This is a genomic window from Austwickia chelonae (assembly GCF_003391095.1).
Classification (GTDB): domain Bacteria; phylum Actinomycetota; class Actinomycetes; order Actinomycetales; family Dermatophilaceae; genus Austwickia; species Austwickia chelonae_A.
On sequence record NZ_CP031447.1, the window covers coordinates 3,030,593 to 3,054,358 of the forward strand.

A 23,766-nucleotide genomic window follows, 5' to 3' on the forward strand; every position below is an offset into this window, starting at 1 on the left:
CCGAGGAGTTCACCGATGCAGAACCTCATGCGCGCCCTTACCGAGCACATTGCCGACGCTCTGGGCGTCTCCCCCGCCGACGTCGATCCCGACATCAGCCTCGCCGACCAGGGCCTCGATTCCGTGCGAATGATGGGAGTGGTCGAGCTCATTCGTGAGGCCGGCCATGACATCGACTTCATCGATCTGGCCGACGACCCCCGGCTGAATGCCTGGGAAGAACTGTTCGCCTAAATGTGGCCTGCATCACATGATGAAGATGTAACCCTCAAAGTTGGTTCGCTCCAGTACCATTCCCCCGTCAACATTGAATGAGCGACGTCTGGAGCCCCCGTGGACAAGACCGCCACCGTCGAACCGACGTCCCCTTCGAGCACACCTGCCTCGCCGCCACCCGAGGCTTCGCCCGCGTCGTCCGCACCTCCCGAACATGCCGCTGCGCCGCACCGCCGCTTCAGCAGTACTGTCGGTGCAGTGTTGTTCGCTTCCCGCTGGCTACAGGCACCGCTCTACTTCGGGCTCGTGACCGCGCAGATGTTCTACGTCTTCACCTTCATGAAGGAGTTGTGGCATATCGCCAGCCACATCACCGATCTGAAGGAATCGGACATGATGCTCATGGTGCTGGGCCTGGTCGACGTGGTGATGGTCGCCAACCTGCTGATCATGGTCATCGTCGGCGGCTACGAGACCTTCGTCTCCCGGGTCGATCTGAAGGATCACCCCGACCAGCCGGAGTGGCTCAGCCATGTCAACGCCAACGTGTTGAAGGTCAAACTCGCCATGGCGATCATCGGGATCAGCTCGGTGCACCTGCTGAAGACCTTCGTCGAGGCCAAGAGCTACTACGCGACGATGGGTTCGACGGCCACCGCTCTACTGCTCTCCCAGACGGCGATCCACCTGGCCTTCATCCTGTCGGCGATGGGCCTGGCCTGGATCGACAACTCCTCCCGCCAGACTTCCCACTGACGACCACTACGCCACGAGCGCGAACAGCGGCTCCCACCACGACCCAGAGTCGGTGGGAGCCGCTGTTCGCGCTCTGCCGCCAAAAGAGTTCGCTTTCCATCACCGCTCCGGGCTAACCTCGGCGGTCCTGCCGCCGACATGACCCAGGGGTGTCGTCCACGACATCCCCACGGCCGTTCCCCTCCGCCGGGGCGAACCGGCCGACCGGTTCCGTACGGACGAGCCGACCCATCCCGCCACCGGAGGAACCTGTGAAGCCCGAACGCCTCGACGACAGCACGACGCCGCCGGATCCGTCCGCCGCCACGCCCGCTGCCCCCGACGAGTACGCCGACCACTCCGTACTGACCTGGCTGGTCGCGGCGACCTTCGTGGTGATCCTCAACGAGACGATCATGACCACGGCGATCCCCCGCCTGATGGTCGACCTGCGAATCAGTGCTTCGTCGGCCCAATGGCTGTCGACAGCCTTCATGTTGACGATGGCCGTGGTCATCCCGACGACGGGGTGGCTGCTGCAACGACTGACCACCCGGGCCGCCTATCTGACGGCGATGTCGACCTTCTGCGCGGGCACCCTGTTGGCCGGGCTGGCACCCACCTTCGCAGTGCTCCTCCTCGCCCGGGTCGTGCAGGCCTGCGGTACCGCAGTGATGATGCCGCTACTGATGACGACGTTGATGCACGTCGTCCACGAACGTGACCGCGGCCGGGTCATGGGCAATGTCTCCCTCGCCATCTCGGTGGCCCCCGCGCTGGGCCCAGCCGTGTCCGGGGTCATCCTGCAGGCCCTGTCATGGCGGTGGATCTTCCTGCTCGTGCTCCCGGTGGCTGCCGCGGTGACCCTGGCCGGGCTGCGCGGGCTGCGCAACGTGGGTGAGCCCTCCGCGGAGAAGCTCGACCTGTTCAGCGTCCTGTTGTGCGCGGTGGGTTTCGGCGCCCTGGTGTACGGGCTGAGCGAGATCGGCGTCCCCCAACAGCGGATGGTCGGCGCTTCGGCGCTGGTGGTCGGAGTGGTCGGAGTCGCCGTGTTCACCTGGCGTCAAAAGGTTCTGGCCGCTGTGGGTTCGGCTCTCCTGGACGTTCGGGTGCTGGCGATCCGTACCTTCGCGTCGGCGATGGCGGCGATGTCGATCTCGTTCATGTCCTTGATGGGCGCTGTCATCGTATTGCAGCTGTACCTGCAGGAGGTCCGTCACGTGACCCCCTTGGAGGCCGGGCTGGCGGTGATGCCCGGTGGTATCGCGATGGGTCTGGCCGGTCCGGTGGTGGGCCGGTTGTACGACCGTTTCGGTCCGCGCCCGCTGCTCGTCCCGGGCGGTTGCTTGCTGGTGGGAGGGTCGCTGGGTTTGGCTCTCCTCGGCAGTCAGACCCCGCTGCCCTTCGTGGTGGCGGCCCACATGGTGCTCTCCTTGGGCCTGGCTCTGGTCTTCACGCCCTTGTTCACCGTGGGGCTGGGTGCGGTGCCTGAGCAGCTCTATTCGCACGGCTCCTCGGTATTGGGCACCACCCAGCAGGTGGCCGGGGCGATGGGGACGGCAGTCTTCGTGGCTGTCCTGGCGGCCAGCGGTGGCGGGGTGGTCGGAGTGCGTTGGGCTTTCGGGGTCGCGGTGGTCCTGGCCGTGGTGACCTTGGCCCTGGTGTCGACCCTGCGTGCCGGAGGCAGCGAGAAATCCTCCTGAACAGTGCATACGCAGGTTTCTTCTGTGCCTAGGATGCAGCGCATGCGCTTCCCCCGCGGCACCACCTTGGCCGTGGTCACCGAATCTGTACACAGCATTGGAGCCGGACACCGTGAAAAAAGTCAGCGACGACTTCCGACGCTATGACGACGATGTCGTCAGCAAGACCCGCAAGGGTGTGCGCGAGACCACCAGCTGGATCCGACTGATCGCAGACGCGGTCAAAATATTCCGCGACATCGCCAAGACCATCCTGGACATCGCCAGTTGGTTCAACCGGCGGTGAACCGTTCCGCGGTCAGAGCAGCCCGTGCTCGTACGCGTAGATGACCAGTTGGATCCGGTCCCGTAGGCCCGTCTTGGCGAGGATGCGGGAGATATGGGTCTTGACGGTCGCCTCGGAGAGGACCTCCAATGCGGAGATCTCCGCATTGGACAGGCCTTTCGCCGCGTGCAGCAGGATCTCCTTCTCCCGCGGGGTCAACCGGTCGTATCTCTGGTCGGGTCGCCCAGGCACATGGGACCGGGAGTGTTCGAGCAGCCGGCGCACGGATCCGGCGGCGACGACCTGATCTCCGGCGGCGACAGCGCGCACGGACGCCAGCACGAACTCGGGTTGGGACGATTTGAGGATGAAACCGCTGGCTCCAGCGGCGATGGCTTCGGTGACCGAGTCGTCGAGGTCGAAGGTCGTCAGCACGAGGACGGCGGGGGCCTCGCCACCGGATCGGACGATCTGTCGGGTGGCTTCGATGCCGTCCATGGTGGGCATTCGCACGTCCATGAGGATGACGTCCGGTTTCAGTTGAGCAGCGGCACGCACCGCCTGGGCGCCGTCCCCGCATTCGGCGATCACGTCCAGGTCGCTCTGCGAGCGCAAGAGCATGGCGATGCCTGCGCGGAAGAGTGCTTGGTCGTCGGCGAGCACGACCCGGATCATCCTGGTTCTCCTTGGGTTACGGGCAAGGTGATCTCGACCTGCCAACGGTGATGAATACGTCCGGCCCGGAAGGTGCCGCCGAGGAGACGCACGCGTTCGGCCATCCCGTCGAGACCGTGTCCCTGATGGGTCGGATCGTCCTGGGTACGAACGACATTCGTCACAGTCAGACGGTAGCCGTTCCCCCAGGTCTCGGTGACTTCCACCGGTTCGGTGAGCTCACCGTACTTCAGGGCGTTGGTGAGCGACTCGGTGAGGAGCCGTTCGGCGGTGACGGCGATCAGCGGATGGTCGAGGACGGTGCCGGTCTCAGTGTGTTCGAGGCGCATCCCGGATTCACGCATGCAGGTGAACAACTGGTGTCGTCCACCGGTCAGCGGGCGTTCTCCGGAGTCGCCGGCGCGCAGGTCCTCGAGGAGGCTGCGCACCTCGTCCATCGATTGTCGGGCGGTGTCGGCGATGACTTTCAGTGCCTGTTCGGCTTCGTCGGGTGCTTCGTGGAGACGGTACCGGGCTCCGTCGGCCTGGGCGGCGACCACGGCCCAGGAGTGCCCGACGATGTCGTGCATGTCAGCGGCGATCCGACGACGGGTCTGCTCCTGATGGTAGAGATCTGCGAGGCGTCGCTGTTCGACGGCGTCGATCCGCGCCTGGACAGCGATGTCCTTCTGCAGTTTGGCGTAGCCGGTCGCCCACCCGCCGAAGGCGACCCCGGCAGCGGGCAGCGTGTACAACGCGCCGCCGTAGAACAGGACGAGCGGCGAGGATTGTTCGACATGTGGGGCGAACGACGACGACAGCCCGGTGACGAAATCGACACCGGACGCCAGGGAGGCCGCTCCGCAGCAGATCAGTCCCCATCTGCGGAGTCGCTCGTCGGGGTCGGTGCCGAGCCGTTTCGCCAGCAGGAAGTAGACCCAGGCCACTGGGTAGAGGACTGTCCCGGAGACGACTTGGACCGCCCCGGAGGCCAGCGCCAAGGCCGACATGTGCCACGGACGGTCCTTCTGCGTGAGGAGTGCCCCGGAGATCAGCAGCATCGTGACCGCTGCTGCGTCTGCACCGGACATGAAGAGCGGCGCGGCAGGGATCCCGAAGAGGGCCGCGAGCACTCGTTCCCAGCGCAGCCACCTCGGTCGGGAGATCATGACGACAGTCTGCCCCGTCCGGGGTGTTCACGCAGGTAGAGACGTCTTGCGCTGACAGCGTGGACTTTTGAGAGAAAAAAGACAAGACCCGGCTTTCCGGCGACATGTCCGTACCCCTAGAGTCGAGAGATTGGACACGATTGCACTGGAGGCCCGATGGCTTTGCACCCTCAGCTCGCGCACGTCTACGAGACGGTTCTTCACCGCAACGGGGGTGAAGCCGAGTTCCACCAGGCCGTACTGGAGGTGCTGGAGAGCCTCAACCCTGTCGTCGACAAGCGGCCGGAGTACGTGCAGGAGTCGGTCATCGAGCGGATCTGCGAGCCGGAACGGCAGATCATCTTCCGGGTGCCCTGGGTCGACGACTCCGGCCGGGTGCAGATCAACCGTGGTTTCCGGGTCGAGTTCAATTCGGCGTTGGGCCCGTACAAGGGTGGTCTGCGGTTCCACCCGAGCGTCTACCTGGGGATCGTGAAATTCCTCGGTTTCGAGCAGATCTTCAAGAATGCGTTGACCGGTCTGCCGATCGGTGGCGGCAAGGGCGGCTCCGACTTCGACCCCAAGGGCAAGTCGGACGGCGAGATCATGCGGTTCTGTCAGTCGTTCATGACCGAGCTGTACCGGCACCTGGGTGAGTACACCGATGTTCCGGCCGGTGACATCGGCGTCGGGGCCCGTGAGATCGGTTATCTGTTCGGGCAGTACAAGCGGATCACGAACCGTTATGAGGCCGGGGTCATCACCGGTAAGGGGCTGAGTTGGGGCGGTTCGCAGGTGCGCACCGAGGCCACCGGGTACGGCCTGGTGTATTTCGCCGATGAGATGCTGAAGGCGGAGGACACGAGCTTCGACGGCAAGCGGGTCGTCGTCTCCGGGTCGGGCAATGTGGCGATCTACGCCGCGCAGAAGGTCATCGAGCTGGGTGGCACCGTGGTGGCCATGTCGGACTCCAGCGGCTACATCGTCGAGGAGAACGGTGTCGACCTGGAGCTGATGAAGGATGTCAAGGAGGTCCGCCGGGCGCGGATCGGCGACTATGCGCAGGAGCGGAGCGCCCGGTTCGTGGAGGGCGGGGTCATCTGGGACGTGCCCTGTGAGGTGGCGCTTCCGTGTGCGACGCAGAACGAGTTGGACGATGCCGGTGCGGCCGCGTTGATCAAGAACGGCTGCCAGATCGTCGCCGAGGGCGCGAACATGCCTACTACGCCGTCGGCGACGCGGACACTGCGCGAGGCGGGGGTGCGTTTCGCTCCGGGTAAGGCTGCCAACGCCGGTGGGGTGGCCACATCGGCCTTGGAGATGCAGCAGAACGCGTCGCGGGACAGTTGGAGCTTCGAGTACGCGGACGACCGCTTGCAGGAGATCATGCAGGGCATCTTCGGCTCGTGCATGATGACCGCCGAGGAGTACGACATGCCCGGTGACTACGTGGCTGGCGCGAATATCGCCGGGTTCACGCAGGTCGCCGACGCGATGCTCGCCTTCGGTGTCATCTGACCCCACATCTCCCCTACCACTCCCCCACAACCGTGACCTGGGCACCGAGTTCGGTGCCCAGGTCACGGTTGTTCAGCGGGTCAGGTCAGCGGAAGTCGCTGCCTTCTGCGGTGCCGGAGGCGCGTCCGGCCTCCAGGCGCGCCACCGGCACCCGGAAGGGGCTGCACGACACGTAGTCCAGACCCACCGTGTTGAAGAAGTGGATCGACTGCGGGTCGCCGCCGTGCTCACCACACACACCGAGGTGCAGCTCGGGACGGGTGTCCCGGCCTGCCCGCGCGGCCAGGTCGACGAGCTTGCCGACGCCGCTCTGGTCAAGGGTCTCGAAGGGGCTGACCCCGAAGATGCCTCGCTCGATGTAGTTGCTGAAGAAGGAACCTTCGACGTCGTCCCGGCTGAAGCCCCACGTGGTCTGGGTGAGGTCGTTCGTGCCGAAGGAGAAGAACTCGGCGGCTTCGGCGATCTCACCGGCGGTGATGGCGGCGCGGGGCAGCTCGATCATGGTGCCGATCGGGACGTCGCGCAGGTCGACCCCGGTGGATTCGGAGACCTCGGCGGCTACCTGACGGATGGCCTCCTTCATGATCTCCAGTTCCTGCACGGCACCGACCAGCGGGATCATGATCTCCGGCTTGGGGTCGCCACCGGCCTTACGACGCTCGGCAGCGGCTTCCAGGATCGCCTTGGCCTGCATCTCGAACAGGCCGCGGATGACCAGCCCGAGGCGTACCCCGCGCAGACCCAGCATCGGGTTCTGTTCGTGCATACGTTCCACGGCGGCCATGATCTTGCGCTGGTCCTCGGCGAGGTCGAGGCCCTGTGCCTGGGCGCGCGCTTCGAGGTGGATCATCTCCGACTGTGCGGGGAGGAACTCGTGCAGCGGCGGGTCGAGCAGACGGATGGTGACCGGCAGCCCGTCCATGGCTTCGAGGATCTCGACGAAGTCGCCCTTCTGGAGCGGGGCGAGGGCATCGAGCGCGGCCTTCTTCCCGTCGACGCTGTCGGCGAGGATGAGGTCTTCGACGAGCTGGCGGCGGTCACCGAGGAACATGTGCTCGGTACGGCACAGGCCGATGCCCTGAGCGCCGAAGCGACGTGCGCGAGCGGCGTCTTCGCCGGTGTCGGCATTGGCGCGGACCCGCAGGCGGCGCTGGTCGTCGGCGATCCGCATGATGCGGTCGACGGCTTTGACGAGTTCGTCGGCGGCGATCTCTTCGTCGTTGAGCTGCCCTTCGAAGTACTTCACGACGGGCGGGTCGACGACGGGGACCTCACCGGAGAAGACTTCACCGGTGGTGCCGTCGATGGAGATGACTTCTCCGGCCCGCAGGACGGTGCCGTCCTTGAGGGTCATGCTTCCGGCGCGGACGTCGATGTCGAGTTCTTCGGCACCGCACACGCAGGTCTTGCCCATGCCGCGGGCGACGACGGCGGCATGGGAGGTCTTCCCACCGCGGCTGGTGAGGATGCCCTGGGCGGCGATCATTCCGGTCAGGTCGTCGGGGTTGGTCTCCCGGCGGACGAGGATGACCTTCTTGCCTTCCTGGACGGCTTCGACGGCGGCATTGCTGGAGAAGCAGATCTCACCGACGGCGGCACCGGGCGAGGCGTTCATGCCCTTGGCGATGCGGGTCTTGGGTGCGGCGGCGTCGAACTTGGGGAACATCAGGTTGACGAGCTGGTCGCCGTTGACGCGCTGGAGTGCTTCGCCTTCGCTGATCTTGCCTTCGTCGACGAGCTGGCAGGCGATCTTGAAGGCCGCTTCGGCGGTGCGCTTGCCGACGCGGGTCTGCAGCATCCAGAGCTTCTTGTTCTGGACGGTGAATTCGATGTCGCACAGGTCTTTGTAGTGCGCTTCGAGGGTGGACATGATGTCCATGAGCTGGTCGTAGGCGGCTTTGTCGACGCGTTCCATGTCGGCGAGGGACATGGTGTTGCGGATACCGGCGACGACGTCTTCGCCCTGGGCGTTCTGGAGATAGTCGCCGTAGACGCCCTGCTGTCCGCTGGCGGGGTCGCGGGTGAAGGCGACGCCGGTGCCGGATTCCATGCCGAGGTTGCCGAAGACCATGGAGCAGACGTTGACCGCGGTGCCGAGGTCGGCAGGGATGCGCTCCTGGCGGCGGTAGAGGACGGCGCGTTCGGAGTTCCATGAGCGGAAGACCGCTCGCATCGCTTCGAGCAGTTGCTCCTTGGACTCCTGGGGGAAGTCCTTGCCGGTCTCTTCCTTGATGATCGCTTTGAAGCGTTCGACGATCTTCCGGAAGTCGGCGGCGTCGAGGTCGAGGTCGGACTTGGTGCCCTTGGCGTCCTTCGTCTCGTCCATGACGTCTTCGAACTTCTCGCCCTCGATGTCGAGGACGGTCTTGCCGAACATCTGGAGGAGTCGACGGTAGGAGTCCCAGGCGAAGCGGTCGTTGCCGGTGACGGTGGCCAGGCCGTTGACGGATTCGTCGTTGAGTCCGATGTTGAGGACGGTCTCCATCATTCCGGGCATGGAGAATTTGGCACCGGAGCGCACCGAGACGAGGAGGGGATCGTTCGGGTCGCCGAGTTTCTTACCGTTTTCCGCTTCGATCTGGGCGACATATTCGTCGATCTGCGCGGAGAGTTCTTCGGGTTCGCTGCCTTGGGCGAGATAAGCCTTGCAGGCTTCGGTGGTGATCGTGAACGAGGGGGGAACTGGCAGGCCCATGTTGTGCATTTCGGCGAGGTTTGCACCTTTTCCGCCCAACAGGTCCTTCATGTCCTTATTGCCCTCGGAGAGGCCATACACGAACTTGCTCATGAGTACTTTCCCGGTACCTTCCCTGTGCGCCAGTGAACGGGGTCGGACGACAGCCTAGGACCTTTGGCAGGGGTACATCGCAGGGCCTAGGTCCCAGGTTCACACCGAACCCGTTGCAGCTTGGGCAACTTGGCCGTCTACAGATTCGCCCATACTGCGGCAAATTAAGGCAAGCCTTCCCATATCAGCGCTGTTCAGGGTGGGGTGCGTCCCGCCCGAGCACCACTCACCTTCTTCGGCGCGTCGACCCTCGACAGGTCGGGACACCCCGCCTCCCCCCTGGGAATCGCGCGAGAGGTCGGCCCGATGGGGATCCCGTCAGGAGTTGAACGCTTCACGATTCCTCGGCCGTTCGGGAGATGACAGTACGCAGACAGCCGGCCGGCACCCACGGGGCGCACCACATCACGAGACCCGAGAACATTGAAAACAGCATTATTTAAAGTTCATCAACTTTAATAGGAGATTACTTAAGGACACGGCGTAAATCTTCCAGGCGGCAGCAGCCGAATGGTCTAACCTCCGAGACGAGGAACGTTTCTCTCAACCAACCATTCATTAACGCGGAAGCGCGCCCTTCAGGATTTCCTTCTCATGATCACGGTGCGCACTATCGCCTTACCCTCAAAGGGGTCAACCATGTCTTCCACTGTTTTCTCCATGGCAACAGCATCACTCGCCATATCTGCCTCCCTTCTGGCCGGACCGCCTACAACAACTGCCCCACAGAGCACTCCCCCACCAGCTGCAAGCATTTCCACCTCGGCCCCGCTCCCGAACGCGCCGATGCCTCCGGGATACATGCCTCCGGACTGCCCCAAGGGAAATGCTTGCTACTACCAGCCCGCAGCAGATGGATTCACCTTGAACTCGGTCTATTACAAGTACGGTGTCTACAATTTCACCGACGTGCATGGCATGTGGCTGGTCTGCAACAACCAGACCGGAGGGGCCAAGGTCACCCTGCACCACGGCTACAACGCCACCGGAAAATTGGCTGGGGAGCTCCCCCAAGGCGCTTGCAGCCTCTTCGAAATGGGCCCCATCAATTCAACGAAGCTTCGGCCATGACCACACCCTTCATCGCCGCCTGACACAGACCGTTGCCCGCCGCACCCTCGCGGCGGGCAACGGCGTCTTCCGAGTTAAGCCACGGATGCGTCGCCCGACGAATCAGCCCCGAATGCAGGGGACAACCCCTAACCCTTTGTTCTCCTTTGCCCTATTCCATCCTGATTCATGCGATTTTTAATCGTAGAAATATCAACTTAATTTTCCGTGCCACACACCGGCGAGTTCCTTGCATACACCCTCCGCGACATCTACGTTCCAGGTGGAGGAATCATGCGAAACATAGACTCGCTCTTATCCATATTGAACGATCCACCGGGGGTAACATTTTTAGGTGAATGCTGCGGCACCATCGGCGAGCTGTGGCAAGGACCGGTCTCTCATCAGGGCGAAGAGCGGGTAGGAATCGTTTCCTATCCGGGATCACGACGCAGCCGGGTGACTTTTGCCCCACCCGGAAATCACACCAGTGGAATTCCCCTGGGGTGGAAATCACGTAAGGCCGCAGAACTCTTCGCCGAGGAGACCGGCCTGCCAGTACCACGCGGGCAATGGCTGTGTTGGAGCGATCTTCCCGAGGGACGGGGCATGTCCAGCTCATCGGCCGACATCGTCGCCACGCTGCGTTGCCTCACCGAATATCACGGGCTCATCGAGGACACCGCACTGTACGAACGGGTGATGAGCCGGATCGAACGTTCCGACCCGGTCTTCGCGCCGACCCCCCGGCTGTACCTGACCGGCGCCCACCACACCGTCAGCACCTTCCCTTCGCCGGGGATGGCCTGCTGCTATTTTCACCACGGTCGAGCGGTGAACACCTGCGGGGTCTCCGAGAAAGAGCTGCTGCTCACCTACGCCACCCATCGCCGTCGGTACCAGGATTCCCTGGCGATGATGGCGCACGGGCTCAGCGCCGGCGACCTCGCCATGATCGGTGAGGCCTCGACCACGAGTGCTCTGCTCGCCCAACACCATCTGCCCAATCCTGCGGTCGGTCATACGGTCGCGGTGGCCAATGAGCTGGGCGCATTGGGGGTTTTCCGGGCCCACACCGGGAGCCTCGTCGGGATGCTCTTCGACGCCGATGCGCCGCCAAGACGCGATCTCGTCGAAGAGGCCCTCATCACACGGGTGGGCCCCACCACCATCCATTGGGAGGGACATCATGCATGTTGACCAGCACGTCTGCGAAACCCTTTCCCGTCCGGCGTTGATCGGGTTGGGCGAGGGGAACTTCCTGTTGCGTTTCGAGTCGATGAAGGTGGCTTCGGCGGGGTGGGCGGTCGCCGATCTCCTGGCCCGTGGGGTGATCGACGACAGGTCGACCTTGATCGACAGTTCCAGTGGCATCTACGCCTATGCATTGGCGTTGACCTGTCATCGTTTCGGTCTGGGGTGTCATGTCGTGGCTTCGGCGGCGGCCGACCCTTCTTTGTTGGTCCAGTTGGATCTGCTGGGCGCGTCCTACGAACAGATGCCTTCGGGGGACGATCTGGCGTTGGATCAGAATCTGCGGGTGGCCCGGGTGCACGAGTACGTTCGTACTCATCCGGGGGCTTATTGGATGCAGCAGTATCACGACCGCATCCATTACGAGGGGTATCGGCGGATGGTGGCGCCATTCCTGGCGGAGAACGAGTGGTCGCGGGTGCGGCTGGTGAGCGCGGTCGGTTCGGGGGCGTCCTCGGCGGGGTTGGCGCGTGGGCTGCGGGATCTGGGTGCTGAGGTTCAGGTGCACGGGGTGCAGCCGTTCGGGTCGGTCTCCTTCGGCAGTGAGGAGGTGTCCGATCCGGACATGATGATCGCGGGGATCGGCAGTGCGATCGATTTCGCGAATATCGACGACGATCTCTTCGACACGATCGACTGGGTGTCTTTCGCGGTGGCGTGTTCGGGTTCGCACGAGTTGATGCGACGGCAGGCGATCTTCGCCGGCCTTTCCACGGGTGCGGCCTTCATGACGGCGTCTTCGCTGCCGCGTACGGATGGCGCTGTCACCCTGGTCATTTCGCCGGACACCGGGCATCGGTACACCCAGAGGGTGTTCGCCCGTCCTGCCGCGCCGGTCACCGATTGGGTGCCCCGGATGATCGAGCATCGCCGTGAGCTCACCTTGCCGTGGTGTCGTCGGCTTCGTCCGGCCGACGGGTGGGCGGCGCATCGTCGGGTGGCCGAGGAGCGGCGCGATGCGGAGGTGCTTTCGCCTGCGGGGTGATTGCTGCGTCGGACGAGCGTCCTGGCCCGAGTGTTCTCGTGGCCGGGTCGCTCGTCGTCCGTACTGGTCCGGGTGTGGAGGATGCGAGGCCCGCCGCTGTTCCTCGTGGGAGGGCAGTCGGCGGGCCTCGTACTGTCCGTCAGGTCGTCAGGCGACGGGCTGCTCGACTTTCGTCGAGGAGAACTCGCGGCTGCTGGGTTCCAGCATGGAGAGCACCGGGGCGATCAGGCAGGCTGCCGCGCAGAACAGCAGTACCGGTTGGCTGCCCCAGTGTCCGATGGCGGGGGCCAGCGCGGCCAGTCCCAGCGGGGAGAGGCCGTAGGAGACCAGGAAGTCCAGTGAGGAGACGCGGGCGACTTTGCCCGGAGGTACTTCTCGTTGGACGGCGGTGAACCAGGGCACGTTGAAGATCTCGATGCAGAAGCCGGCGACGACATAGCTCGCCACGATCAGGAGCGGGAAGGGTGACAGCGCCAGGGAGAGCGGCACCAGGGAGTAGGCGGCGAGGCTGCCCATCGCCCACCATCCGGCGTTGCGGGGCTTCCAGCGGGCGATGAGCAGCGCCCCGACGATGGCTCCGGCGGTGTAGGCGGTCACCCCGGCGGCCAGCACCGTGGAGCCGTCGAACCGGTCGCGGCTGATCAGCGGGAGTGCCACGCTGGTCGAGGAGTACCCGAGCATGATGACGACGGAGAGCGCGCCGAGCCCGCAGGTGAACCACCGGTGGCGGAGGGCTTCGTCGGCGCCTTCCTTGATGTCGTGGACGAAGACGGCCAGTGGTGATCCGGTGCGTGATGTTGCGGCCGGTGTGCTTCCGGTGTCGGCCGGTGTGCTTCCGGTTTCCACGGGTGTGCTGGTTTCGGTGGTGGTTCTCTTCGTCGAGGCGGGCAGGAGTGCGGCGAGCAGCCAGAGCAGTCCGCTGATGTGTACGAGCACGACGTCGGAGACGACCTGGGAGGCCAGTGCGGCGGCGGCGGGTCCGACGAGGACGGCGACCCGCACGGAGATGGTCATCGCGGCATTGGCGCGTTGGCGGGCGTCGGGGTGCACTTCGTCCTGCACCATCGCCTGATAGGCGGGACGTCCTGCGCCTTGGCCGACTCCGACGAGCAGTGCTGCGCAGATGCCGATCCAGCCGCCGTCGGGGAGGCTCAGCCCGAGGACCGCGGTACTCACGGCGGCGAGGATTCCTGCGCCACGGATGACGGTGCAGCGGTCGCCGCGGTCGGCGAGGACGCCGCCGAAGGGGACGCCGATGATGAATCCTAGGGTGCGGGCGCCGAGCAGCAGGCCGAGCACTGCGGCGCTCCACGACTGGTTCGCGACACCGAGTCCGAGGACGAAGGGCAGCGCCCAGGTGGTGATGCCTGCGCTGGTGGACGAGGCCCAGAGCCGGGCGAATCGGCTTCCGAGGGTGGGTGGAACAGGGGTCGTCACGGTTGTCGTCTCCTCTCGGGAGGCCCCGCTCCTCCGACCTGTGCGCGAGGCCGCCATGGCATTCCTGCGGTGGTGATGCCGCAGACTGCCGTCAGGTTTTCGGCCTTTTCCCTCACGGTGGAGGGTTTACCGTTGCGCGCCAGGGCCGGATTCTCACCGGCTTATCCCGTTTTTCTCCGCTGGGAAGAAATGATCGACAGTGCTGTCATGCTACCTATTTTCCATACCCCGGCCAGGAGCGACCCGCAGAAAAATCAGTCGACGAGTGGGCCCGTCACGAAGAACAAAAAGGTTCATTTCGGGATATTCAGACATCGAAAGAATGTGGCGTCAGAAATGCGGCCAGGAGTGCGACGTAGTCGGCGATATCTGCGGCACCTACGAGTTCCCGCGCAGAATGCATCGACAGCATCGGTGCGCCGACGTCGACGGTGACCGCCCCGGTCAGTGCGGCACTCATCGGGCCGATCGTCGAACCGCAGGGCATGTCCTTACGGCTGATGAAGCTCTGCAGCCGCACGTCGGCCTGTTCGGCAGCCAGCTTCAAGCAGGCCACTCCGGCGGCATCGGTGGCATAGCGCCCCCTGGCGTTGATCTTCACCGCAGGACCCTGCCCGACCCACAGCTGGTGCTGTGACTCGCTGCGATCGGCATAGTTCGGGTGCACGGCATGGGCCATGTCCGCCGAGCAGATCACGCTGCCCGACAACGCCCGCAGGAAGTCCTGCCGGTCACCGCCCAGGGTCAGGGTGATCCGTTCGAGCAGCGCGGGCAGGAACTGGCTGTCGCCGCCACGGTTGGTGGTCGAGCCGATCTCCTCGTGGTCGAACAGGACGAGCACCGGCACGTAGGGATGACGTCCGGTGGCGGCGGTTCCGCCTTCGGCGATCCGGCCGACGGTGTCGATCAGCGCTCGGGTACCGGCATAGCTGCTGCCGAGGTTGTCGATCCGGGGCGCAGCGACCAGATCGCCGGTCCGGCCGATCCTGCGGGACGGGGTGAGGTCATGTGTCATGACATCCCAGCCGAGCAGGTCGTCGGCGGTGACCTGTGCCTGTTCGGCGAGCCACTGATGGAAGGAGGGCGCTTGACCGGTGGCCCCCCACACCGGTGTCAGGTGGTACTGCGGGTTCAGCACGAGCCCGTCCCCGGTGACCCCGCGGTCGAGATGGATCGCCAGTTGCGGGATCCGCAGCATCGGTTCGTCGGTGCGCCAGAGCAGGTCCCGAACACCTCGTTCGGCGTGGGGGTCACGGACGAGCAGGCGTCCGGACAGCCCGAGGTCGCGGTCCAGCCAGGAGTTGAGCAGCGGACCGCCGTAGACCTCGACGCCCAGCTGGTCCCAGCCCAGCCGGGTCAGGTCAGGGCGCGGGGCGATCCGCAGGTTCGGGGAGTCGGTGTGTCCGCCGACGACCCGGAAGGGCAGGTGTCCGTAGGCGCCGTCGGCGACGTCCAGGTGGGCGGTGCTCCAGGCGATCAGGCTTCCCTCACGGACCGCCAGATAGTGCCCGGGCTCCCCCGGCCAGGGCTCGGACTCGTCGAGGTCGACGAATCCGGCCTCGACGAGCAGGGAACGGACCGTGTCGACGGCGTGGAAGGGTGAGGGACTCGCATCGATGAACCGGCACAGCCCGGCGGATTCGGTGTCGACGGTGAACTCCATGAGTTCACTCTAGACAGCGGCCCTCCGGCGGGCCCTGTTGTGACGCAGCCGGTCAGGGCACGTAGTCGATGTTCAGGCCGCCGTTCCAGGCGCTGTTGACGATCGCCGCCGGCGTGAAGAGGCATTCGTCGCTGCCGTCGTCGCCGCTGCCGACGCCGTGGTGGATGCCCACCGCGTAGCCGCCACTGCCATTGGACACCGGGGTCCACACCGGCCCCCCGCTGTCGCCGCCATTACTGAAGCACGGACTGTAGGCAGCCATGTTGTCGTAGTACTCGGCGCTGGAGTAGCGCACTCGCATCCCGGTGCGGACGACGGTGTCGGCCCAGTTCTCACTGGCCCGGCCATAGCGGTTCACCGTCTGGCCGACCCAGGGCCAGCGCACGCCGCGCACGGTGAGATAGGAGCCCCGTTCGTAGACGAACCACGGAGCGGTGGAGCGACCGAGAACCGTGTGATATTGCAGGTCACCGACGTGATCACGGCCGCCCCAGCCTTGGGAGAGCCAGGCGTAGGTGCCATAGCGCAGCCAGTCCGAACAGTGCCCTGCGGTGAGCAGACCTTTTCCACCGCTGCTGGGGGTGACGACATAGGCCGCGGTGCAGGCAGCGACCGCAGGGTTGCTGTAGGCCTGCAGGTCGGCCCCGCCGATGACCTCGACGGTCTTGCGTAGCCGGAAGTTCGGGTCGGTGACGGCCCGCACTGGAGGCAGGTTCGTGCCGTCGGCGCGAGCGGCCCGCTGCCAGGAGTCGAGGATGTGTTCGGTGGGCACGGCTGCTCTGACCCGGATCTCCTGGGTGCGGGGGTCGGCGGCGACGGTGAAACTCTCGACGCCGTGCCGGGTCAAGGTGGCAGCGATGGAGTCCTGTCGACGAGCCACGTCTTTCTCGGAGAAAGTCCGGTCGAAGGAAACTTTTATTCCGGATTTCTTCCCGATATCAGCAATGTGTTGCTTCGCCGATGCACTGATGGTTCGCTTGAAGGAGATACTTACCCCGCCGCCGTCAGGACTCTGCCTGGCCTCTGAAAAGTATTCGGCATAGTTCTTTTTCAGATTGTCGACATGGGCGGAGAAGCGATCTTCGGCGTTGAGGCGTTCCGCCGCCTCACCCCGGCCCGTCCCACTTCTGCCCGCCAGCTCCTCGACGGTACGGGCAAGCGCCCGCTGCCCCATTCCGTCCTTCCCGGCATCCTCCACAATGTTCTTGACCTGGGGCTCCATAGCCTGAGTCAGCGAAGGAACACTGACGGACAGGCTGCCGACGAGTAGGGGGACACCCACCATCATGAGGCGATGGCGAACGTTCATATCGGTCTCCTTGCATTTCTCCCCCGACCTGTGATGAAACAATTCACGCTTCTTGTATCCCTCGACAAAGCGGCGTAGTCAACGCATGGCGAGCGCAGCTCAATCAGATTCATGGACATACGACCGACATTTACTAATGGCTTTCCCGCCGCCTTAAAGGCTAACCAGTCGGCAGCAACTCCGAAGCATGGGATGTTGCGCAATACACCCGGAAAAGAAGTTCACAGAAAAGCATTCCAGCGAACTTTCACGCCCATTCACCAGCTCTTTCCCGAACAGGCGGTCGTACGTCCTGGTGATCACGATCCCGTCGCGACACGCCACCGAAGTGGTCACGGGAGGCTGAACTTTTCCTCACAGATCCACTATTCGGACCACAAGGGCGACCCCGGGGGCAGATAGTGGCTTGGTTATCGCAGATCAGCTCTCTCGGAGGACCCTCATGACCTCTGCGCGTTCACGCAGTCTGGTTCTCGCGCTGATGCTTCCGCTCGCAGCCCTGGGGACGACAGTGCCCCTGCACGCCGCCGTGACGGACCAGCGTCCAGACGTCTCACAACAGCCAGTACAGCAGGCACCCGTTCAGCAGACCCCCTCGCGCCCGGCTCCACCGCAGGCACCCGGCCAGGCCCCGGTGCGCCCCGGACATGGCATCTCCGCCCCGGTCTCCCAGGTGCGCGGCGCTCAGGAAGGCCGTCACACTCCCGCTCCGGCCGCCGAAGGCGCCCTCGGCCCACAACAGCGCTTCACCCTCCCGGCGGACGGCTCCGCCGGGAAACAGGCTCGCGGCGAAACCCTGCCGAACGCCGATGTCGCGAAGAAGACGATCCGCGCCTACTACGGTGCTTCTGACAAGGGCATCTCCGACAAGAAGAATTCGCCCTACATCCAGGAGGTCAAGCAACTCCTGGCCAAGGAGGCCGCGACCCTCCCCGCGCGGTACAAGCAGGCCGCCGCACAGGGCCACAAACCGGCCGTCTTCGTCGACATCGACGACACCTTGCTGTCCACCTACGACCTGGTCGACGCGGGCACCGGCTTCCACTACGACCCGAAGACCTGGGACAAGGGTGTGCAGCGGGCCGACATGCCGGCCGTCCCCGGCATGGTCGACTTCATCGCCCAGGCCCGCAGGACCGGGTTCACCGTGATCGGGCTGACCGGGCGCAATGACGGCCAGAAGGCCGCCACCCTGACCAACCTGGCCAAGGCCGGCTACCCCGGGTTCACCCGGGACACCCTGTTCACGAAGTGGAAAGGCAATGCCAAACCGGCCTACGTGAACTGCGCCAAGGCCAAGTGCACCACCGTCGAGTACAAGGCGGGCACCCGTCGGCACTTCGAGTCCCAGGGCTACCGGGTCGCATTGTCCATCGGTGACCAGTGGTCCGATCTGCAGGGCGGCTCGGCCGATGCGCTGATCAAGCTGCCGAACCCGACCTACTACCTGCCGTCGGCCGACCTGCCGGGCATGCCTCAGCCGAACCTGCGCCCGCGGACCGACTTCGTCATGCGCCCGGACGGCAGCAGCGGCAAGGTCGTCGGCGGCGAGGCCATCCCGAACATGGATGTCGTCCGCAAGACGATCCGCACCTACTACAACGCCGACGAGAAGGGCCTGGCGAACCCGACCACGTCGCCGTACCGCACGGAGCTGGCCGGGCTCACCTCGCAGTGGACCCAGCAGATCACGCAGGCCTGCTCCAGCGAGAAGGCCCAGGGCCGTAAACCGGCCGTGGTGCTGGACACCGATGACACCACCCTCATGACGTATGACATGCAGGACGGTGCCATGCGCTTCACCTTCGACCCCAAACTGCAGGACCAGTGGGTGAAGCAGGGCAGGTTCACCGCCACGCCGGGCATGCTCGACCTCGTCCGCAAGGTGAAGGCTTCCGGCTGCGAGATCCTGGGCGTCACCGGGCGGACCACCAGCCAGTCCGCGGCCTCGGTGGCGAACCTGCGCAAGCTGGGCTTCCCGGAGTTCGCGCCGAACGCCTACATGACGAAGTGGGAGAAGGGCGCGGCCAAGCCCGACTACGTCAAGTGCGCGAAGGAGAAGTGCACGACGGTCGAGTTCAAGTCCTCGACGCGGGCGTGGCTGGAGTCGGCCGCCGGCGGCAACTATCAGATCGTGGCGAACTTCGGCGACCAGTACAGCGACCTGATCGGTGGGCACGGCATGCCGATCAAGCTGCCGAATCCCACCTACTACCTGCCGTGACCGTACGGCTGAGGTGATTCGACGCTGATCAGCAAAGCGGGCCGAGGGATGACTTCCCTCGGCCCGCTTTCCCGATGGCCCGCTTTCTCTACGGCCGGGTCCTTCCTCGACACGGGGGCGCGGTGGCTGGGCCGGTGGTCCGGACGGTCACGGGCCTCTCTGCCCGTGGCCTCAGACCAGGCCGTCCTCGGGCGATGAGACGGGAGGAATCCGCAGCCGCTGTCCTGTCCGGGCAGGGCGGCTCTGCTGCGGTGTAGTCGACCTCGCGGAGGACCATGGACGGCGCGTTGACCTGGGTTCTCCTGGCTGCGACCGTGGCTGCGACGGTGTGGGCCTTCTGGCCACGCGGGTCGGGCCGGAAGCCGCCGCGGTCGTCCGCGCCGTCGGAGACTCGTCGGCCGCGCACCGATCCGATGCCGGAGGATCCGGCGGCTGAGTCTGCGGGGTCGGGCGCTGGGCAGGCGGTGTCGCTGCTCGACGACGGTGGTGCCGTGCGCCTACCTGGGGAGAGTCCCGGTGGACGCTCACGAACTGCGACGGGTCCGGTCGCGGCCTTACCGGCCGGGCGCACTCCTCCTGCCCTGGGTGGGCCGCCCCCGAGTGGCTCCGCAGCGGGCGGTTCTCCTCGGGGGGATGGACGACACCGCAGAAGAGCGGACGGCTCCGGCACGCCTGGTGCCGGGTCCAGGGGCGAAGAACGGGCCGGTCCCGCCGCTGCTCCAGGACCGCCGCCACGCCCGGCTCCGGCCCCGCTTTCGCCCCGTTCGTCACTGTTCGCCTTCGGCTCGTTGACCGACGACGGCGAGAGTTACCGGCATCGTGGCGATTTCGCTTGTGTTCACGTGGTCACCACAGGTTTCTCCGCTGCCCGGGAGCGCGTGATCGAGGTGGCGGTGGCGCACTCCGACCGGGCAGGTCGGGTGCAGGAGGTGTGGTCCTCCTTGGTCGATCCGCAACGCCCCGATGTGCCTGGCACGGCCTGGCACGGCCTCCGGTCAGGTGCCTTGCAGGGCGCTCCGTCGTTCGCGCAGATCGCCCCGGAGGTGTTGTCCCGCTTGGAGGGCCGGGTCGTGGTGGCGCTGGGTGCCGAGCTGGTGGAGGCTTTCCTGGCTGCGGAGCTCCTCCGGGCGGGGGTATTGGCCGCGCCGGTCCCGGCGGTGGACGTGGGCCGGTGGGCGTCGGTCTCGGGTGCGCCGAGTGCGCGGTGGGCCGCAGTGGCTCAGCTGGCCGGTCGGGGTCGGTCGGTGCCGTCGTCGGCGGTGGAGGACGTCCACCTGTTGGCGGCGGTGCTGCCCCGGTTGTGGTCTTCTTTCGGTGACGACCTGGTGTTCCCGGTGGCTCCGGCGCCGGTGTCGACCGGTCGGCACCGGCAAGTGGTTGCCGGGGTCGGTCGGCCGGTGGGGCAGATCGGAGCGGTGCCGACCGGTTGGCTGGCCGAGCTGATGGTGGCTTTGCCGATGAGTGCGGCGGAGACTCATGACGCCAGGTTGGCGGCTTATGTCGACGGGTTGACGTCGATCCTGCCGACGGGGCGCATCGTCGCTGATGAGGTGCGGGAGCTGACCGCTTCGGCGGTGCGGGCCGGTTTCAGCGCGTCACAGCTGCACACGGTGGCCGTGCGCCTGCTGGAGTCGATGCGGGCCACGGCCTTCGCCCGGGGTGAGCTGTCGCAGGATCAGGTGCGGCATCTGCGGGCGGCGGCGGTCTCCTTGGGGGTGCCGCAGTATTTCGACGATCTGGTGCAGGCTCCGGCACCGCCCGCACCCGAGCCGGGGTCGGGGTCGTTCAGCCGCCCGGTGCGTAAACCCTCGCCACCGCCTCCGCCGCAGTGGCTGCCCCGGTGCGGGCATTGCCTCCAGGTCGGTCACTACACGTCGTCGTGTCCTCGGTTGCGTCGTCGTGGCCGGGGCGGCGGTGTACCGGGTGTGGGCCCGATCGAGCCGATCCGCCCGGTGTGATCGGCGCTGTCGCCGCCTCGCCTGTACCGCCGCCGCCATGACTGTCAGCGCATTTCCTTCACTACCAGCACATTCTCTCGACTACCAGCACATTTCCTTCACTACCAGCACATTTCCCTCACAGCCAGCACACTTCCCTCACTGCCACCCGCATTCATGTCTGCAACCAGTGAAGGAAACGTGCTGGCAGTCGAGGAAATGCGCTCCAAGGATTCGGCGATTGGCCATGCCGACGCCCCTGGTGGGGAAAGAATGTTCAGCTTCGTCGCCCAGCTTCTGTCGGCCCGTCGCATAGTGAACTACCCACCCAGGTCACAGGCTTGTTCGCCGGACAGCCGTAGAGTCCATGTGGCGAATCTCCACGGCAGGCTAGTCGGGTGTCCTTTTCTGACGGCCTGGTCCGTGTCCTGGTTGTCGGCGACGACGCTCTCACGGTCGAAGCACCCCGTCATTTCGCCGGTCTCCCTGATGGCTTCCCCTGCCACCGGTGCCATGTCGGACGGTGTGGCAACGGCGGATCAAGTAGCTGCATTGCGTCCTGACGTCGTGCTCATGGATATACGGATCCTGCGCATGGACGGAGTAGCGGCGATCGCCCGAGCCGACAAGTGGAAGCTCGCAGCACTCTCTCGAAGAGCCACCGCGGCAGTCGCCTCACCCCTAGCTTCTCAGGGGATCCGGCCTGGTAGGCGGTTCTCGACGGCGGTGGCACGACAAGAAGCGCAGGCAGCCCGCATCTCAGGAGGTCACGTTGGCGAGCTACCGACCGTCGTAGACAGATCTCTCCCTATCTGTATATTCTGACCATGTACAGAAAGGCGCATCATGGACGTCATACTTTCGCATACCAGTGGCGTGCCGCTGTATGAGCAGATCAAGACGCAAATAAAGATGAGTATCGCGCGAGGAGACCTGGAAGAAGGCGATGCCCTTCCCTCGGTTCGAGGGCTCGCCCGCGACCTCAGAGTGAGCGTCATCACCACCACCAGAGCATTCTCTGAACTGAGCACAGAAGGCTACATCATCAATATCCCCAAGAAGGGGAGCTATGTCGCAAAGCGGGACGAAAAAAAACTGCGGTCACAAGCATTGGACGAAATCCAAGAGCACCTTCGCAATGCGATCCAAGCATCTCGCCTGATCCCGCTCAGCGACAGAGAATTCCTTAAGATCGCAGAGACGCTACTGGAGGAGTAGGCATGTCTGCACTGTCCTACCAGGACATTGTCAAGGACTACGGAAATTTTCATCTCGGACCTGTGACGCTATCCATCCCCGAGGGATATGTCACCGGCTTGGTAGGAGTCAATGGAGCTGGGAAGACAACGCTGATCAAGCTGGCTTTAGGGCTCATCCATCCCACATCCGGCACGGTCAATACATGTAATCATGAAAAAATCGGAGTCATTTACGACACGCCGAGCATGAGCGGACACTGGAAGGTCATCGACTTCGCCAAGGTCATGCAGCGCTTTTACGCTTCTTGGAATCAGAGCGAGTTCGACCGTCTTCTCGAATGGGGAGGCATCGATAAGAGGAAGAAAGTAAATCAGCTGTCTCGTGGAATGGGAATGAAGCTCCAGTTCGCCACGGCTTTAGCTCATGACGCCAAATTCCTCATCCTTGACGAGCCGACATCCGGTCTCGATCCACTGGCTCGACATGAGCTCTTGGACATGATCGCCGACTTCATGATGGATGAGACGAACTCGGTACTGTTTTCCACACACATCACGTCGGACCTGGCGAGAGTCGCCGACCATCTTGTCCTGCTCCATCAGGGACAACTGATCTCGTCAGGATCAACCAGCGACATCTTGGACGAATACCGATTGGTGCGCGGTGCCTCCGAAGATCTCTGCACCGTCCAAGACCAGGTGGTCGGCCTTCGTCAGCATTCTGCCGGGTGGGAGGGGCTGATACGGACCGAGGACACGGTTGCGCTCAGCGGAAGAAATGCGCAGGTCCAGGAGCCCACTGTTGATGAACTGCTGATTCATCTCACTCAAGGAGCGACCCATGTCTAACCGCTGCTCTGACCTAGTTGAAGAACAAGATGTCCAACGGAGCGCAACGGGCCAACGCATCGTAGCGATGATTCATCTCGACATTCTGACCATCCGCGAAGCTTTAATCCAGTTCCTCCTCCTCGTCCTGGCCACGTCCGTTATCGCTGTGATTCACCCGGTCGACGCAGTAATAGCTGCCATGGCCGCGCTGGCGGCCATCACGATCATCAAACTACTGGCAGCGATCGACGAAAATAATCTTCATCTCTTGTACGGCTCGCTGCCAGCACTTCCGCACGAAGTCGTGGCTGCACATTATGCGCTAGGAGCAGGCGTGGTGGCTTTAAGCTCACTGCCCGCCATACTCATGTCCATCAGATCCCCACAATCAGATCTGGCCACGGCCGCTGGAATCGCAGCGAACTGCACAATGCTGTTGGTTGCCCTCTCCTTACTTCTTCCGGTGTATATAAGGTGGGGTACCCGGCGCGGGTCAACCGTCCTCCTGAGTGGCGCACTCTTGATAGGAGCCATACTCCTTTTCGTTCCCGGGGTGCTCCATGACGCGCCATTAGCACCGCCCCCCGAGATCATCAACCTGCTGTCAGCTGCGGCGATATTGCTGGGCGTCACCGCATACCTCGCTTCCTGCGCCGTAGCAGCACGCGTGTACTCCGCCATGGACCATTGAGCTTCACCGTCCGACCGATGGCGGCGAGCGGCCGTCTGAATGAGTACGACTGACATTCAAGGAAGCCCACTGAAAGTCCCTCTGGGGTGACCTTGTCGAGCAGGCTCTGCGAGGTGTTCCGTTTGGACCACTCCAGCGCACCAGAAAGTCCAGGTCAGC

General features: G+C 64.5%; 20 protein-coding genes. 13 read left to right on the forward strand and 7 right to left on the reverse strand.

Translation table 11 applies throughout. The features are described from left to right. Positions 1 to 15 precede the first annotated feature (15 nt). The 4 genes from DX923_RS13320 (at position 16) to DX923_RS16305 (ending at position 2,940) form a co-directional block, all read left to right on the forward strand. On the forward strand, positions 16 to 234 hold the full coding sequence (locus DX923_RS13320; RefSeq protein WP_116115616.1) for a phosphopantetheine-binding protein: 219 nt from the start codon (positions 16 to 18) through the stop codon (positions 232 to 234). A 99-nt stretch (positions 235 to 333) separates the two neighbouring features. Then, positions 334 to 972, forward strand: coding sequence for a TIGR00645 family protein (locus tag DX923_RS13325; RefSeq protein WP_240322637.1), 639 nt, complete (start codon positions 334 to 336; stop codon positions 970 to 972). A 251-nt stretch (positions 973 to 1,223) separates the two neighbouring features. Beyond that, positions 1,224 to 2,654, forward strand: coding sequence for an MDR family MFS transporter (locus tag DX923_RS13330; protein ID WP_116115617.1), 1,431 nt, complete (start codon positions 1,224 to 1,226; stop codon positions 2,652 to 2,654). Positions 2,655 to 2,766: 112 nt separating this feature from the next. After that, the gene (locus tag DX923_RS16305) at positions 2,767 to 2,940 is read left to right on the forward strand and encodes a hypothetical protein (protein ID WP_162872987.1); all 174 of its coding nucleotides are present in this window, start codon (positions 2,767 to 2,769) and stop codon (positions 2,938 to 2,940) included. A 12-nt stretch (positions 2,941 to 2,952) separates the two neighbouring features. Here the strand turns inward: DX923_RS16305 and DX923_RS13335 are convergent, their stop codons facing one another. Then, positions 2,953 to 3,594, reverse strand: coding sequence for a response regulator (locus DX923_RS13335; protein ID WP_116115618.1), 642 nt, complete (start codon positions 3,592 to 3,594; stop codon positions 2,953 to 2,955). Continuing rightward, positions 3,591 to 4,742: a sensor histidine kinase gene (locus DX923_RS13340; RefSeq protein ID WP_116115619.1), complete on the reverse strand. Its 1,152-nt coding sequence runs from the start codon at positions 4,740 to 4,742 to the stop codon at positions 3,591 to 3,593. The genes DX923_RS13335 and DX923_RS13340 overlap by 4 nt, the downstream gene beginning before the upstream one ends. A gap of 156 nt (positions 4,743 to 4,898) precedes the next feature. Between DX923_RS13340 and gdhA the strand changes: the two genes are divergently transcribed. Continuing rightward, positions 4,899 to 6,239, forward strand: coding sequence for an NADP-specific glutamate dehydrogenase (gene gdhA / locus DX923_RS13345; RefSeq protein WP_116115620.1), 1,341 nt, complete (start codon positions 4,899 to 4,901; stop codon positions 6,237 to 6,239). 85 nt (positions 6,240 to 6,324) lie between these two features. Here gdhA and ppdK read toward each other — a convergent pair whose 3' ends face one another. Continuing rightward, positions 6,325 to 9,027 carry a pyruvate, phosphate dikinase gene (gene ppdK, locus DX923_RS13350; RefSeq protein ID WP_116115621.1) on the reverse strand — a complete coding sequence of 901 codons (2,703 nt, stop codon included), beginning with the start codon at positions 9,025 to 9,027 and terminating at the stop codon, positions 6,325 to 6,327. A gap of 578 nt (positions 9,028 to 9,605) precedes the next feature. Continuing rightward, a complete protein-coding gene (locus tag DX923_RS16835) occupies positions 9,606 to 9,788 on the reverse strand; it encodes a hypothetical protein (protein ID WP_240322638.1) in 183 nt (60 codons plus the stop codon). 40 nt (positions 9,789 to 9,828) lie between these two features. Here DX923_RS16835 and DX923_RS16840 point away from each other — a divergent pair, with 40 nt between their 5' ends. From DX923_RS16840 to DX923_RS13365, 3 genes are all read left to right on the forward strand, one after another. Next, entirely contained in the window at positions 9,829 to 10,098 is a 270-nt protein-coding gene (locus tag DX923_RS16840; RefSeq protein ID WP_240322639.1) for a hypothetical protein, read from the forward strand. Between the two features lie 273 nt (positions 10,099 to 10,371). Then, positions 10,372 to 11,277, forward strand: coding sequence for a hypothetical protein (locus tag DX923_RS13360; protein ID WP_116115622.1), 906 nt, complete (start codon positions 10,372 to 10,374; stop codon positions 11,275 to 11,277). After that, positions 11,267 to 12,316, forward strand: coding sequence for a pyridoxal-phosphate dependent enzyme (locus DX923_RS13365; protein ID WP_116115623.1), 1,050 nt, complete (start codon positions 11,267 to 11,269; stop codon positions 12,314 to 12,316). The genes DX923_RS13360 and DX923_RS13365 overlap by 11 nt, the downstream gene beginning before the upstream one ends. A 147-nt stretch (positions 12,317 to 12,463) precedes the next feature. Here the strand turns inward: DX923_RS13365 and DX923_RS13370 are convergent, their stop codons facing one another. The 3 genes from DX923_RS13370 to DX923_RS13380 all read right to left on the reverse strand — a co-directional run bounded on the left by DX923_RS13370 (position 12,464) and on the right by DX923_RS13380 (position 16,725). Beyond that, a complete protein-coding gene (locus tag DX923_RS13370; protein ID WP_205413047.1) occupies positions 12,464 to 13,753 on the reverse strand; it encodes an MFS transporter in 1,290 nt (429 codons plus the stop codon). 307 nt (positions 13,754 to 14,060) lie between these two features. Beyond that, positions 14,061 to 15,416: a M18 family aminopeptidase gene (locus DX923_RS13375; protein ID WP_116115625.1), complete on the reverse strand. Its 1,356-nt coding sequence runs from the start codon at positions 15,414 to 15,416 to the stop codon at positions 14,061 to 14,063. 52 nt (positions 15,417 to 15,468) lie between these two features. Next, the gene (locus DX923_RS13380) at positions 15,469 to 16,725 is read right to left on the reverse strand and encodes a S1 family peptidase (RefSeq protein WP_116115626.1); all 1,257 of its coding nucleotides are present in this window, start codon (positions 16,723 to 16,725) and stop codon (positions 15,469 to 15,471) included. A gap of 442 nt (positions 16,726 to 17,167) precedes the next feature. On the opposite strand from DX923_RS13380, the gene DX923_RS13385 reads away from it, so the two are divergent. The 5 genes from DX923_RS13385 to DX923_RS13415 all read left to right on the forward strand — a co-directional run bounded on the left by DX923_RS13385 (position 17,168) and on the right by DX923_RS13415 (position 23,607). Beyond that, a complete protein-coding gene (locus tag DX923_RS13385; RefSeq protein ID WP_240322640.1) occupies positions 17,168 to 18,949 on the forward strand; it encodes an HAD family acid phosphatase in 1,782 nt (593 codons plus the stop codon). Between the two features lie 275 nt (positions 18,950 to 19,224). Continuing rightward, entirely contained in the window at positions 19,225 to 20,907 is a 1,683-nt protein-coding gene (locus tag DX923_RS13395; RefSeq protein WP_116115628.1) for a 3'-5' exonuclease, read from the forward strand. Between the two features lie 825 nt (positions 20,908 to 21,732). Further along, on the forward strand, positions 21,733 to 22,104 hold the full coding sequence (locus DX923_RS13405) for a GntR family transcriptional regulator (RefSeq protein WP_116115629.1): 372 nt from the start codon (positions 21,733 to 21,735) through the stop codon (positions 22,102 to 22,104). A 2-nt stretch (positions 22,105 to 22,106) separates the two neighbouring features. Next, on the forward strand, positions 22,107 to 22,934 hold the full coding sequence (locus tag DX923_RS13410; protein ID WP_116115630.1) for an ABC transporter ATP-binding protein: 828 nt from the start codon (positions 22,107 to 22,109) through the stop codon (positions 22,932 to 22,934). Beyond that, positions 22,927 to 23,607 carry an ABC-2 transporter permease gene (locus DX923_RS13415; RefSeq protein ID WP_116115631.1) on the forward strand — a complete coding sequence of 227 codons (681 nt, stop codon included), beginning with the start codon at positions 22,927 to 22,929 and terminating at the stop codon, positions 23,605 to 23,607. The genes DX923_RS13410 and DX923_RS13415 overlap by 8 nt, the downstream gene beginning before the upstream one ends. The last annotated feature ends 159 nt before the right edge of the window (positions 23,608 to 23,766 follow it).